Annotated in this window: 9 protein-coding genes; 3 read left to right on the top strand and 6 right to left on the bottom strand. The window is 52.5% G+C overall.

The annotated features are described in order from the left end of the window. Positions 1 to 156: 156 nt before the first annotated feature. The gene (gene agp, locus AC6I4B_RS05020) at positions 157 to 1,398 is read left to right on the top strand and encodes a bifunctional glucose-1-phosphatase/inositol phosphatase (RefSeq protein ID WP_497770068.1); all 1,242 of its coding nucleotides are present in this window, start codon (positions 157 to 159) and stop codon (positions 1,396 to 1,398) included. A 694-nt stretch (positions 1,399 to 2,092) separates the two neighbouring features. On the opposite strand, the gene queE is transcribed toward agp, so the two are convergent. After that, positions 2,093 to 2,764 carry a 7-carboxy-7-deazaguanine synthase QueE gene (gene queE, locus AC6I4B_RS05015; RefSeq protein ID WP_497771939.1) on the bottom strand — a complete coding sequence of 224 codons (672 nt, stop codon included), beginning with the start codon at positions 2,762 to 2,764 and terminating at the stop codon, positions 2,093 to 2,095. A gap of 571 nt (positions 2,765 to 3,335) precedes the next feature. Between queE and AC6I4B_RS05010 the strand changes: the two genes are divergently transcribed. Then, on the top strand, positions 3,336 to 4,445 hold the full coding sequence (locus AC6I4B_RS05010; protein WP_497770066.1) for an SDR family oxidoreductase: 1,110 nt from the start codon (positions 3,336 to 3,338) through the stop codon (positions 4,443 to 4,445). Positions 4,446 to 4,496: 51 nt separating this feature from the next. Here AC6I4B_RS05010 and eno read toward each other — a convergent pair whose 3' ends face one another. The 5 genes from eno to rlmD all read right to left on the bottom strand — a co-directional run bounded on the left by eno (position 4,497) and on the right by rlmD (position 12,184). Continuing rightward, positions 4,497 to 5,795: a phosphopyruvate hydratase gene (gene eno, locus AC6I4B_RS05005; RefSeq protein WP_079938701.1), complete on the bottom strand. Its 1,299-nt coding sequence runs from the start codon at positions 5,793 to 5,795 to the stop codon at positions 4,497 to 4,499. Positions 5,796 to 5,874: 79 nt separating this feature from the next. Further along, positions 5,875 to 7,512 carry a glutamine hydrolyzing CTP synthase gene (gene pyrG / locus AC6I4B_RS05000; protein WP_497770065.1) on the bottom strand — a complete coding sequence of 546 codons (1,638 nt, stop codon included), beginning with the start codon at positions 7,510 to 7,512 and terminating at the stop codon, positions 5,875 to 5,877. Positions 7,513 to 7,736: 224 nt separating this feature from the next. Next, on the bottom strand, positions 7,737 to 8,528 hold the full coding sequence (gene mazG / locus AC6I4B_RS04995) for a nucleoside triphosphate pyrophosphohydrolase (protein WP_497770064.1): 792 nt from the start codon (positions 8,526 to 8,528) through the stop codon (positions 7,737 to 7,739). A 75-nt stretch (positions 8,529 to 8,603) separates the two neighbouring features. Beyond that, positions 8,604 to 10,835, bottom strand: coding sequence for a GTP diphosphokinase (relA, locus tag AC6I4B_RS04990; protein ID WP_497770062.1), 2,232 nt, complete (start codon positions 10,833 to 10,835; stop codon positions 8,604 to 8,606). 50 nt (positions 10,836 to 10,885) lie between these two features. Beyond that, positions 10,886 to 12,184, bottom strand: coding sequence for a 23S rRNA (uracil(1939)-C(5))-methyltransferase RlmD (gene rlmD, locus AC6I4B_RS04985; protein ID WP_497770060.1), 1,299 nt, complete (start codon positions 12,182 to 12,184; stop codon positions 10,886 to 10,888). A gap of 56 nt (positions 12,185 to 12,240) precedes the next feature. On the opposite strand from rlmD, the gene barA reads away from it, so the two are divergent. Next, positions 12,241 to 14,994 (top strand): two-component sensor histidine kinase BarA, encoded by a 2,754-nt coding sequence (barA, locus tag AC6I4B_RS04980; RefSeq protein ID WP_497770059.1) that lies wholly within the window; start codon positions 12,241 to 12,243, stop codon positions 14,992 to 14,994. The last annotated feature ends 10 nt before the right edge of the window (positions 14,995 to 15,004 follow it).

Here is a 15,004-nt window from a genome sequence, read left to right as displayed (position 1 = left end):
CCCCGCCTCTTCTTCTTCATTGATATCTCACTACGTTTTCCCCCAAACTCGGTCATATCAATAGTCTAATATTGCAGAATGCGGTACATGGCCCGGAAAATTGTCACAGTTCAGTCACAATCTTACGGTGAGTTCATTCATTGTGAGGAATTTGGGATGAAAAAAATACGTCTCGCTGCGGCATTGCCCGCACTATTATTCGTTACCGCAGCCGCTCAGGCACAAACCCCGCCAGAAGATTACCAACTCCAACAAGTGCTGATGATGAGCCGCCATAACCTGCGTGCGCCACTGGCCACAAACGGCAGCGTACTCGAACAATCTACCCCCAACTCCTGGCCCGCATGGGATGTTCCCGGCGGCCAACTGACCACCAAAGGCGGCGTGCTGGAGGTGTATATGGGCCACTATATGCGCGAGTGGTTCGCGCAACAGGGGCTGGTTACCCGTGGTGAATGCCCAGCGCCGGATACGGTGTACGCCTATGCCAATAGCCTGCAACGTACCGTCGCCACCGCGCAGTTCTTTATCAATGGAGCCTTCCCTGGCTGCGATATCGTGGTACATCATCAGGCGAAAATGGGCACGATGGATCCCACTTTTAACCCAGTGATTACCGATGACTCCGCTGAATTTAGCCAACAAGCGGTTCAGGCAATGGAAAAAGAGCGGCAGACTAAGCAGCTAAACGAGAGCTACAAACTGCTGTCGCAAATTGTGCACTATCAGGACTCTCCGTCCTGCAAAGAGAAAAAACAGTGTTCACTGAGTGATGCCAAAGACAGCTTTAGCGCCATATACCAGAAAGAGCCTGGCGTGTCTGGACCATTGGCTATCGGCAACTCACTGGTTGATGCATTCACCTTACAATATTACGAAGGCTTCCCGATGGACGAAGTGGCCTGGGGCGAAATCAAAACCGACCAGCAGTGGCGACTGTTATCACAGATAAAAAATGGCTATCAGGAAAGTTTGTTCACCTCGCCAGAAGTGGCGCGCAATGTAGCGAAACCGCTGGTGAAATATATCGATAATGCGCTAGTCACCGAAGCCAGCAAAACGCCAAAAATCACGCTACTAGTGGGCCACGACTCCAATATTGCGTCGCTGCTGACCACGTTGGATTTCGAGCCGTATACGCTGCCAGGGCAATATGAGCGCACGCCTATCGGCGGCAAAATCGTCTTCCAGCGCTGGCATTCGCAGAAAGAAAACCGTGATTTGATGAAAATCGAGTACGTTTATCAGAATGCAGAACAACTGCGTAATGCCGATGTGTTGAGCTTAAAAACACCGCCACAGCGCGTTACGCTGGCGTTAAAAGGCTGCCCGGTAGACACCAACGGCTTCTGCCCGATGACCACATTCTCAACAATCATGAACGACGCCGCCAAGTAAAACCATCGCCATAAAAAAGGGCGCTATGCGCGTAATACTTGTGAGTTAAGCGCCACATTCCGTTCACCTGATGTTTTGTAGAATATGAAGCCTCTGTTCCTGTGAACGGGTCAAGGGGGACTGCCGAGTCCCCCTTGACAATCCCTGCGGCCCCGCAGGGAAATCGGTGCTTCACACTGCGCTCGCCTGCGAACTCCAGCCTGCGGCACGGCGAAACTCGACATCCTGTCTCGGTTCGCCTCAGCCCGCCATCCCTGGCGGTCTGACCTTGTCTTCCTTTCTCCGGCTCGCCGATTTCCATCGGGGACTCATCGGTTTCAGCAACTCTGGTTCTGGCTGTTCATTCAAAGACCGCACTGACGTGGGTGGCGTCTGAATCGCCGAAGCGTTCTCTGGAGGCAGGGGCAGCCCACAGGGATGTGGGCTGAGGGCGCGGCTTTACAGGGATGTTGCCTCGCGCCCGACCCGAAAGCCGGAAGAGATAAGCTGAGGGAATCGCGAAGCGACGATTTTGCCGCCAGAGCCTGGGGGTGCAGGGGGCGGCGGCGACTGGCCGCCCCCTGCGCGCTCTTTGCGCCCGAGCATGTTTAGGGCATGGAGAGAAAAGAGCGCAACTGGCGGCGATACTAAAAATAGAAATCCGCTGAACTGACCAGCATTACGCTATTCGCGCCCTTTCTTCACCCTTTAGCTATCAGGCAATATTCAGATATTTGTGCGTCTGCATCGACAAACGCCAGTTACGAGCAATACAGGTTTCAATGCACAGACGCGTGGCGTCGTCTTTTTGACTGATTGGCTGAAGCGCAATCACGCGCGGCTTATCGTCGGCAAGCGTTTCCAGCAGCTCATCCAGCGCTTCAATATCGCGCACACGGCCTACCGGATGTTTAATTTCATCGGCACGTTCCAGCGCCTGCGACAGCACATCGTAACCGCCGCGCATATTCACCTTCGGCGACACGGTAACCCATGTATTGTGGCTACAGCGAACTTCGTGCGTGCCGCTGGTTTCAATCTGGCAGCTATAACCGTTTTGCTCCAGCAGAGTGGTTAGCGGCGTGAGATCGTGAATACATGGTTCACCACCGGTAATCACCACATGACGCGCCGTCCAACCCTGGCGGCCAATAATCGCCAGCAGGTCATCACTGCTCGCTGCGCCCCATTTGTCACTCTCTTTCGTTTTCGCCAGAATACTGAACAGAGACACTTCCCGATCGCTCAGCTTTTCCCAGGTATGTTTGGTATCACACCAGGCGCAGCCTACCGGGCATCCCTGTAAACGGATAAAAATGGCGGGGACGCCAGTAAAATAACCTTCGCCCTGTAGGGTCTGAAACATCTCGTTAATCGGGTACTGCATCATCAACTCTTCAGTAGTGGTAAACCATTATTATTGCATATTTCACGACAACTATCCCGCGCACTTCCTGCGCTGACAGTGCAAAACCATACACGGGCGTGCATTAACAACGCAGTGGTAGCGTATTTTGCTTACCCGATTACAGCTAACAGCGAACTCTATCATCACTGAGAATTATTTCACTCTATTGCAGGTTTGTTGATTGCTTTATTTTTAAATTTAATCACCTAACACTTAATATAATTAGCCCCACAACAAAACTACAGACTTATGACAAAAAATATTTATTTACCTACTAACACCGCCCCAATTACAATGTAACAAGAAATGTTTATTTTTACAGTTAAGAAATGATTTGATGAGCAATAAAAAATCATTAAAAACAATAAGATAATATATTATCAATTATTTTTTGAATCTTTTCAATTAATGCAATGTCAAATTTAATCCGCATCTTTCCAAAACCTTAAAATAGTCTTAAGAGCATTCCACACCGCCACCATCTTTATTTAATCGCCGTTTACTTTTCTCATCCTAGAATCCGCAAACCAACCATGATGAGACCGTATTCATGAACACATTATTAATCACAGGCGTTACCGGTTTTCTGGGTGGAGCCGCACTGGAAGCGATCCTCAATAGCCGTAATAAAATAAACTTGCTGCTGTTAGTGCGTGCCAATAACGGTGAAGCCGCTGTCGAGCGGGTGAAGGAAAACATGCGTAAGTTCAATGTCGATGAACGAGCGCTGGCAGGGCTCACGCCGCAGAATATTCTGTTGGGCGATTTAGCCACACCTGAACTCTTCCTCAACGACGCGCGCCTGGAACAGGTGACTCATGTACTGAACTGCGCTGCCGTGGCTTCGTTCGGCAACAACCCGCTCATCTGGAAGGTGAACGTGGAAGGCACGCTACAGTTTGCTCGCCGGATGTCGCAGGTTCGCGGGTTACAGCGCTTTCTGCATGTGGGCACGGCGATGTCCTGCTCGCCACAGCCAGACTCTCTGGTCGCTGAAAGCGCCGAGTTCCGCGAGCGTGCAGAACATCTGGTCGAATATACACATTCAAAATCCACCATCGAACAACTGATGCAGCAACATTGCCCAACGCTACCACTGGCTATCGCCAGACCATCGATCGTTGTTGGTCATACCCACCACGGCTGTCAACCTTCCAGCAGTATTTTCTGGGTCTTTAGCATGGGATTGATGCTGCAAAAATTCATGTGTTCAATGGAAGATCGGATCGACGTGATCCCGGTAGATTATTGCGCCAGTGCGCTGCTGATGTTGCTCCACGCCCCGCTCAAGCAGGGAGAAGTGGTGCATATTTCCGCCGGGGAAGAGAGCAGCGTGCGCTTTGCCGATATCGATAACGCGATGGCGTCCGCGCTGGAGCAGGCCCCCGTTGGCGATAAATACGCCCAGGTGAGCTATGAAACATTGGTGAAAATGCGCCGTGAGCTGAAAACTATCTTTGGCCCGTGCAACGAGCGCCTGATGCTGAAAGCCATGCGCCTGTACGGCGCGTTCGCCACTCTTAACGTGCGTTTCAGCAACGATAAGCTACTAAGTATGGGAATGCCGAAACCGCCGCGCTTTACCGACTATATTGACCGCTGCGTACAAACCACTCGCGGGCTGTCGATACCACAGCAAATGGCGGTGGATTTTAAGTAAAAAAAATGCCAGCCCGAGGGCTGGCATTTTTATATCAGATAAAAATCAGACTTATGCCTGACCTTTGATCTCTTTACGACCGTTGTACGGAGCTTGTTCACCCAGAGCTTCTTCGATACGAATCAGCTGGTTGTATTTAGCAACACGGTCAGAACGGCTCATAGAACCAGTTTTGATCTGGCCAGCAGCGGTACCAACAGCCAGGTCAGCGATGGTAGCGTCTTCAGTTTCGCCAGAACGGTGAGAGATGACAGCGGTGTAGCCAGCGTCTTTCGCCATTTTGATCGCAGCCAGAGTTTCGGTCAGGGAACCGATCTGGTTGAATTTGATCAGGATGGAGTTAACGATGCCTTTTTCGATGCCTTCTTTCAGGATCTTGGTGTTAGTTACGAACAGATCGTCACCAACCAGCTGGATTTTGTCGCCCAGAACTTTAGTCTGGTATGCGAAACCATCCCAGTCAGACTCGTCCAGACCATCTTCGATGGACACGATCGGGTACTGTTTGGTCAGTTCTTCCAGGAAGTGGGTGAATTCTTCGGAGGTGAATGCTTTGTTGCCTTCGCCAGCCAGAACGTATTTACCGTCTTTGTAGAATTCAGAAGCTGCACAGTCCATCGCCAGAGTGATGTCTTTGCCCAGCTCATAGCCTGCAGCTTTAACAGCTTCAGCGATTACCGCCAGAGCTTCAGCGTTGGAACCCAGGTTTGGCGCGTAGCCACCTTCGTCACCAACAGCTGTGTTCATGCCTTTCGCTTTCAGAACTTTAGCCAGGTTGTGGAACACTTCAGAACCCATACGTACGGCTTCTTTCAGAGTTTTAGCGCCAACCGGCTGAATCATGAACTCCTGGATGTCAACGTTGTTGTCAGCGTGCTCACCACCGTTGATGATGTTCATCATCGGAACCGGCATGGAGTATTTACCCGGAGTACCGTTCAGTTCAGCAATGTGTGCGTACAGTGGCAGGCCTTTAGCAGCAGCTGCTGCTTTAGCGTTCGCCAGGGACACAGCCAGGATTGCGTTCGCACCGAAGTTGGATTTGTTTTCAGTACCGTCCAGGTCGATCATGATCTTGTCGATGCCAGCCTGATCTTTAGCATCTTTACCCAGCAGAGCCTGAGCGATTGGGCCGTTAACAGCGCCAACAGCTTTCAGTACGCCTTTACCCATGAAGCGAGATTTGTCGCCATCGCGCAGTTCCAGCGCTTCGCGGGAACCAGTAGAAGCACCTGATGGAGCAGCTGCCATACCGACGAAACCACCTTCCAGGTGTACTTCTGCTTCAACAGTCGGGTTACCACGGGAGTCGATGATTTCACGACCGATGATTTTAACGATTTTGGACATTAGGTTTTCCTCAGTACAAGTTAAACTAAAACTCCAGACAAACAACGCCCCTCGTGGGGCGCTGCCGTTCTAACTTTTCTTACTTCGCCTGACGCTTCTGATGCTCGCTGGCGGCTTTCACAAAGCCTGCAAACAGCGGATGCCCATCACGCGGCGTAGAAGTAAACTCCGGATGGAACTGACAAGCCACGAACCACGGGTGGTTCGGAACTTCGATGATCTCGACCAACTGATCATCACCGGAACGGCCCGCAACGCGCAGACCCGCAGCTTCAATCTGTTTCAACAACATGTTGTTGACTTCATAGCGGTGACGGTGACGCTCAACGATTGTTGGCTCGCCGTACATCTGGCGCACCAAGCTGTCATCGCTAAGCTGACACTGCTGCGCGCCGAGGCGCATAGTGCCGCCGAGATCGCTTTTCTCTGTACGAACTTCGACATTGCCATCTTCATCACGCCATTCGGTAATGAGCGCCACAACCGGGTACTTACAGTCTGGCACAAATTCCGTAGAATTGGCGTTCTCCATCCCCGCTACGTTGCGCGCAAACTCAATCAGCGCAACCTGCATACCCAGGCAGATGCCCAGATAAGGAATTTTGTTTTCACGCGCATAGCGTGCGGTAGCAATTTTACCCTCAACACCACGGTAGCCGAAGCCGCCTGGAATCAAGATAGCATCCAAATCTTTCAGAATTTCGACACCACGTGTTTCAACATCTTGCGAATCGATCAATTTGATGTTGACGGTTACACGATTTTTCAGGCCACCGTGTTTCAGCGCTTCAATAACGGATTTGTAGGCGTCTGGCAGTTCAATGTACTTGCCGACCATACCAATCGTAACTTCGCCTGCCGGATTCGCTTCTTCGTAAATAACCTGTTCCCATTCGGCCAGGTTTGCTTCCGGGCAGTTCAAGCTGAATCGTTTACAAATATAATCGTCCAGCCCCTGAGATTTCAACAGGCCTGGAATTTTATAAATGGAATCGACATCTTTCATTGAAATAACGGCTTTTTCTGGCACGTTACAGAACAATGCAATTTTTGCACGCTCGTTGGCCGGAACCGCGCGATCGGAACGACAGATCAGAATATCAGGCTGAATACCGATAGACAGCAGCTCTTTTACGGAGTGCTGAGTCGGTTTAGTTTTGACTTCACCGGCAGCGGCCAGGTAAGGAACCAGAGTCAGGTGCATGAACAGCGCGTGTTCACGACCAATATCTACCGCTAATTGGCGAATCGCTTCCAGGAATGGCAGGGATTCGATATCACCGACAGTACCGCCAATTTCAACCAGAACGACGTCATGACCTTCGCCACCGGCAAGGACACGCTCTTTAATCGCGTTGGTGATGTGCGGGATAACCTGTACGGTTGCACCCAGATAGTCGCCACGGCGCTCTTTGCGCAGGACATCGGAGTAGATACGACCGGTAGTGAAGTTATTGCGGCGAGTCATTTTGGTGCGAATGAAACGCTCATAGTGACCCAGGTCCAGATCGGTTTCAGCGCCGTCTTCAGTAACGAACACTTCCCCGTGTTGGATTGGACTCATAGTACCTGGATCGACGTTAATATACGGATCCAGTTTCATCATGGTCACGTTGAGGCCACGAGCCTCAAGAATGGCTGCCAGGGAGGCTGCGGCAATGCCTTTACCCAGAGAGGATACGACCCCGCCGGTCACAAAAATATAGTTCGTTGTCATGCTGGACCTGAGAAGTTAGGGTGAAACGATGGAATAACCAAGACGGGAAAGTAGTATACCCGAACATGGCGAGCGCCACAAACTTTCATTCTCGCTCCTCAATCGCCGCAGATAACAAACATGGGGAGTGAGAAAATAGCCCCTTTTGGGTAAATGTTTTTGACGTAAATCAAGCGCTTGTCATTTAAGATTTCGCACTTCTCGCCCTTCCCCGCAAAAATTCTTTAGAGATCAGATTCCTGCCGTTTTACCTGTTGCCAAACTTCTTCCATAACGTCCAGATCTACACCGGTCATTTCCAGGCCACGAGCGGCAACAATCCGCTCCACCTCGCGAAAACGGCGCTCAAATTTCTCATTGGCTTTTTGTAAAGCCGTCTCAGCTTTTACCCCTAAATGACGAGACAGATTGACCGTGGCAAACAGCAGATCGCCAACTTCTTCTTCCAGTTTAGCTTCATCAACCACTGCTTGCCTGGCTTCGTCCATAACTTCGTCAATTTCTTCATACACTTTATCGAGCACTGGGCCGAGCGTTTTCCAGTCAAACCCTACCGCAGAACAGCGTTTCTGAATTTTGTGCGCACGCATTAATGCCGGGAAGTTGCGCGGAATATCGTCCAGCGCAGAGTGCTGCGCTTTCTCTGCGCGCTCTGCACTTTTGATTTGCTCCCAGCGAGCCAGCACCTCCTGGCTATTGCCGGCGCTGGCGTCCGCAAAAATATGCGGATGGCGGCGTTCGAGCTTGTCGCTGATAGCGGCACAGATATCGTTGAAGTCAAAACGCCCCTGTTCCTGCGCCATCTGGGCATAAAACACCACCTGAAACAGGAGATCGCCTAATTCACCGCGCAGGTCGTCAAAATCCTCACGGGCGATGGCATCCAGCACTTCGTATGTCTCTTCGAGGGTGTAAGGCGCGATGGTGCTGAACGTCTGCTCTTTATCCCATGGGCAGCCGTTTTCCGGGTCGCGCAGGCGCTGCATGATGGTGAGCAGTCGGTCAATTTGAGTCATGTGAAAATCCTGGAAATTTGAATAATCTGTAGGCCGGATAAGGCATTTATGCCGCCATCCGGCCTACATGAAGAGTTACCCGCCGTGCAGCCGACGCGCGTCAATAACATCCGGCACCTGGTTCAGTTTACCGAGCACACGGCCCAGTACCTGGAGGTTGTAGATTTCAATCGTCATGTCGATAGTCGCCATCTGCTGCTTAGTGTCGCTACGGCTCGCCACGCCCAGCACGTTCACCTTTTCGTTAGCGAGGATCGTGGTGATGTCACGCAACAGGCCGCTACGATCGTTGGCTTGCACTCGAACCACCAGAGAATAGCCCGCCGAGTAGCTTTCGCCCCACACCGCATCGACAATGCGTTCCGGCGCATGAGATTGCAGCTCAGCCAGCTGATCGCAATCGGCTCGGTGGACGGAAATACCGCGCCCCTGGGTAATAAAACCAACGATTTCATCGCCAGGAATTGGCTGGCAGCAGCGCGCAATGTGGTGCATCAGGTTACCAACCCCTTCGACCACAACCCGTCCATTGTCTTTGCTGCGGTTTTGCGGCGTGTAGCTTTTTTGCTGAAGCTGTTTCAGCGCGGCGGCATCTTGCTCAGCGGCACTCGGCTTGTTGAACTGCGCCTGTAAGAAGTTGACCATCTGGTTGAGGCGAATATCACCTCCGCCAATGGCTGCCAGCAGTTCTTCAACGTCGTTAAAGTTGTAACGCGGCAGCAGGTGTTTTTCCGCTTCTTTGAGGCTGATGCCCAAATGCTCCAGCTCATCGTCAAGAATCTGCCGACCGGCCAGCACATTTTTGTCTTTGTCCTGTTTACGGAACCAGGCGTGAATTTTCGAGCGTCCACGGCTGGTCGTAACGTAACCGAGGTTCGGATTCAGCCAGTCACGGCTAGGATTCGGCTGCTTTTGGGTGATGATTTCAATTTGGTCACCCATTTGCAGTTGATAGGTGAACGGTACGATGCGCCCGCCAATTTTCGCGCCGATGCAACGGTGCCCGACATCACTGTGAATGTGGTAGGCGAAATCCAGCGGCGTGGAGCCTGCCGGGAGATCCACCACATCACCTTTTGGCGTAAACACGTACACTCTGTCGTCGAAAACCTGGCTGCGCACTTCGTCGAGCATTTCGCCCGAATCCGCCATCTCTTCCTGCCACGCAATCAGCTTACGCAACCAGGCGATACGGTCTTCGTGACCGGAACGCGGCCCGCTTGCCGTGCCTTCTTTGTACTTCCAGTGTGCAGCAACGCCCAGCTCGGCTTCTTCGTGCATCTGTTTAGTACGAATTTGAATCTCAACCGTTTTGCCGCCCGGCCCCAGAACGACCGTATGAATAGACTGGTAGCCGTTCGGTTTAGGGTTAGCAACATAGTCGTCGAACTCATCTGGCAGGTGGCGATAGTGAGTATGCACTATCCCCAGCGCGGCGTAGCAGTCCTGCAATCGCTCAGCGACAATACGCACCGCGCGCACGTCAAACAACTCGTCAAAAGCGAGATGTTTTTTCTGCATTTTGCGCCAGATGCTGTAGATATGTTTTGGGCGACCATAAACTTCAGCTTTCACGCCTTCGGTTTTCATTTCGCCACGCAGATGACCGACAAAATCGCTAATGTAGTGTTCGCGGTCAATGCGGCGTTCATGCAGCAGTTTGGCGATACGCTTGTATTCCGCCGGATGCAGATAACGGAAGCAGTAGTCTTCCAGCTCCCATTTGAGCTGGCCTATCCCCAGACGGTTGGCGAGTGGCGCATAGATATTGGTACACTCTTTCGCTGCCAGTACGCGTTCATCTTCCGGCGCGTCTTTTACCTCGCGCAGATGGGCGATACGTTCAGCAAGTTTGATAACCACGCAGCGGAAGTCATCGACCATCGCCAGCAGCATTCGGCGAACGTTGTCCACCTGATCAGAGGACACCGCGTCGGTATGGGTGGCTTTAAGTTGGCGAATTGCCGCCATATCCCGCACGCCGTGAATCAGGGTGACGACCGATGTTCCGGCGGTCTCAGTAAGCACTTCCTCACTGACTACGTTAGCATCCACTAACGGGAATAGCAGTGCCGCGCGCAGAGTGTCGTTATCCATGCTCAACGTAGAGAGGATTTCGACCATTTCAACCCCGCGCCACAGCATCAGTTCTGCATCGGAATGTCCCAGAGTTTGTCGGCGACAATAATCCCAGGTCTCGGCTAAGCGTTCACACGACTGCTGGCTGGAAATACCCAGACTTGCGATCCATTTCTGTGGGTCAAACTCACCAGCTTTATTTAGATGTGCACTTCTTACCGCAACCATCGTCCTCTCCTTTAAGGGACCGGCCTACCGAAGTCGATAAGCCACCGAAATTACCTACGCTCAAACAGCACCATCGATTCCTGGTGCCCTGTGTGCGGGAACATATCAAGCATTGCCAGACGCTGAATTTGGTATCCTGCCGCCAGTAGCGCCTCGCTATCTCGCGCCAGCGTCGCCGGGTTACAGGAGACATAAACCACCCGCGTCGGTGCTAATTTTATAACATGCTGCATCACGCCCGGTGCGCCAGCACGGGCTGGATCGAGTAAAACTTTGTCAACCCCCTGCTTCGCCCATGCCTGACGAGTAACATCTTCATCCAGATTTTCGTGGAAGAAGATGACATTGTGTAACTGGTTCTGTATAGCGTTTTCCTGCCCTTTAGCCACCAGCGCCGGAACCCCTTCAACGCCGATAACGCTTTGCGCCCGCGCCGCCAACGGCAGCGTAAAGTTACCCATTCCGCAGAACAGATCGAGCACTCGGTCGGTGGGCTGGATGTCCAACCATGCTAGCGCCGTGGTGACCATTTTTTGGTTCACGCCGTCATTGACCTGGATAAAATCACGCGGGCTGAAGGTTAAGCGTAGCCCGTCTGAAGAATACCAGGGTGTTTCACCCGTAACGTGCTCAAGTATCTCGCTTTCAGGGGCCAGATAAAGCGCAACGCCGTAAGAATGCGAAAAGCGTTCCAGTTTTTCTTTATCGCCGCCCGTCAGCGCCGCCGTATGGCGCAGCACCATCAGCGGGCCGTTATCGGCATTGACCAGCTCAACATGCCCCAACTGCCGCTGGCCTTTCAGGCTGGTCAAACATTCACGCACTGCAGGCAACAACGCCTCAAGAGCGGGCACCAAAACAGGGCATTGCACCACATCGACGATATCGTTTGAGTTCGCTTTGCGAAAACCCATTTGCAGCTGTTGGGTCTTTGGCTGGTAATTCAAACTCAACCGCGCACGACGGCGATACCCCCACGGCTCTGCGGCAATCACTTCATCAACATCGTGCTTCATTAAACGATTCAGCGCCGCGCGCTTACTGCGCTGTTGCAGTGCAACCGATGCATGTTGTTGCTGACAGCCGCCGCACACGCCATAGTGCGGGCAACGGGGCGTTTCTCGCTCAGGGCTGTCGCTCAGGCGACGTTTTACCCGCCCGCGCGCATACTGTTTTTTATCTTCTGTCAGGGTAATTTCTGCGCTTTCTTCTGGCAGTAACCCATTGATGAATAATGCTTTACCGTTGTGGCGCGCCACCCCTTGCCCGAAAGGGTCAAGACTGTTGACTGTCACGGTTATGATCTGGCGCGTCGTCACGCGCCGTTTTGCAGAGTAGAATTGCGCCATCGTAGAGATTTTTCTCAATCAAAAATATTGCCCTGATTCTCCCACAACGGACCTCCATGACCAACTACAGCCTGCGTGCAAGAATGATGATTTTGATCCTGGCGCCGACCGTTTTAATCGGTTTACTGCTGAGTATCTTCTTTGTCGTACACCGCTATAACGACTTACAGCGTCAACTGGAAGACGCTGGTGCTAGCATTATTGAACCGCTTGCCGTCTCCAGCGAATACGGTATGAATCTACAAAACCGCGAATCGATAGGACAATTAATCAGCGTACTGCACCGCCGTCATTCCGAGATAGTGCGCGCAATTTCCGTCTACGACGAGCACAACAAGCTGTTTGTCACTTCCAACTATCAGTTAGGTTCCAGCGAACTACAGTTGCCACCAGGAACACCATTTCCACAGAGACTAAGCGTATCACGCCACGGCGATATAATGATCCTGCGAACACCCATTATCTCAGAACATTATTCGCCGGATGAGTCTCCTCAGTCAGACGCCAAAACACCGGTCAATATGCTCGGTTACGTGGCGCTGGAGCTGGATCTCAAATCAGTACGCCTACAGCAGTACAAAGAAATATTCATCTCCAGTGTGATGATGTTGTTCTGTATTGGCATCGCGCTAATCTTCGGCTGGCGGCTAATGCAAGATGTGACAGGGCCGATTCGCAACATGGTGAATACCGTCGACCGAATACGCCGGGGGCAGCTTGATAGCCGCGTTGAAGGTTTTATGCTGGGCGAGCTGGATATGCTGAAAAACGGGATCAACTCGATGGCAATGTCCCTTGCCGCCTACCACGAGGAGATGCAGCACAACGTTGACCAGGCGACCTCGGATTTACGCGAAACCCTCGAACAGATGGAAATCCAGAACGTCGAGCTGGATCTCGCTAAAAAGCGCGCGCAGGAAGCGGCGCGGATTAAATCCGAATTCCTTGCCAACATGTCGCACGAGCTGCGTACCCCGCTTAACGGCGTTATCGGCTTTACCCGTCTGACGCTGAAAAGTGAGCTGAACCCCACTCAGCGCGACCATTTGAACACCATTGAGCGGTCGGCAAACAACCTGCTGGCTATCATCAATGATGTCCTCGACTTTTCCAAACTGGAAGCCGGTAAACTGCTGTTAGAAAGCATTCCATTCCCCCTGCGTAACTCGCTGGACGAAGTGGTGACACTGCTGGCGCACTCCGCCCACGATAAAGGGCTGGAGCTGACGCTAACGATTAAAAACGACGTGCCGGATAACGTCATCGGCGACCCGCTGCGTCTGCAACAAGTGATCACTAACCTGGTGGGTAACGCCATCAAGTTTACGGAAAACGGCAATATCGATGTGCTGGTTGAGCAACGCGCCATCAGCAATAACAAAGTGCAAATTGAAGTGCAGATCCGGGATACCGGCATCGGCATCCCGGAGCGCGATCAGTCTCGTCTGTTCCAGGCGTTCCGCCAGGCCGACGCCAGTATTTCCCGCCGCCACGGCGGTACGGGGTTGGGGCTGGTTATCACGCAGAAACTGGTGCGTGAAATGGGCGGCGATATCTCCTTCCACAGCCAGCCAAACCGTGGCTCTACCTTCTGGTTTAGTATTAATCTCGACCTGAACCCGCACGTCATTTCCGACGGCCCAGATACTCGCAGCCTGATTGGCAAACGTATCGCCTACGTAGAGGCCAACGCCGCAGCGGCACAGGCAACGCTGGATATTCTGGCGGCCACGCCGCTGGAAGTGATTTATTCAGTCAGTCTCGCCGCGTTGCCTGTCGAGACTTACGATATTTTACTGGTTGCCGTGCCGGTTTCGGTGCGCGATTTGAGTATTCATCGTGACAAACTGATTGCCGCGATGGCGATGACCGATCACCTGGTACTGGCGTTGCCTTGCCATGCTCAGGTGGATGCCGAAGCATTGAAGAAAAATGGCGCAGCCGCCTGCCTGCTGAAACCACTCACCGTAACCCGTTTGCTGCCGGTATTGCTGGAATTTAGCCACAGCACGCCGTCGTTACCGGAGCTTCCCGATGCCGATCATCGTCTGCCGATGACGGTGATGGCAGTAGACGATAATCCGGCGAACCTGAAGTTAATCGGCGCGTTACTCGACGATCAGGTGCAGCACGTCGAGCTGTGCGAAAGCGGGAAACAGGCCATCGAATACGCAAAGCAGATGAAATTCGATCTGATTCTGATGGATATCCAAATGCCGGATATCGACGGCATCCGTGCCTGTGAGTTAATTCGCCAGCTTCCGCACCAACAGCAGACTCCGGTGATTGCGGTCACCGCCCATGCCCTTGCCGGGCAGCGGGAAAAACTGCTGACCGCCGGGATGAACGATTATCTGGCGAAACCTATCGAAGAGAACCGGCTGCGTGATTTGCTGTTGCGCTACAAACCTGGGGTGAACCTGCCACCACGCCCGCAACAGCATGAGTCGGTGGAGCCGCCGATTGACCTCAACGCCACGCTAGACTGGCAGTTAGCGCTACGCCAGGCGGCTTATAAACCCGATCTGGCGCGTGAAATGCTGCAAATGCTAATCGCTTTCCTGCCCGAAGTGCGTAATAAAGTGGAAGAACAGTTAGTGGGGGAAGAGCCGGAAAACCTGGTTGATGCCATCCATAAACTGCACGGTAGCTGCGGCTACAGCGGCGTTCCACGCTTGAAGCACCTGTGCCAACTCATTGAAGGCCAGTTGCGTAGCGGTACTTCGGCAGGAGAGTTAGAGCCAGAACTGCTAGAGTTGCTGGATGAAATGGATAATGTGACCCGCGAAACGAAGAAAATGTTGGGGTAAAGGTCGCGCC

Source organism: Kluyvera fluvialis (genome assembly GCF_059725275.1).
This window is presented reverse-complemented; position numbering and strand designations above follow the sequence as displayed.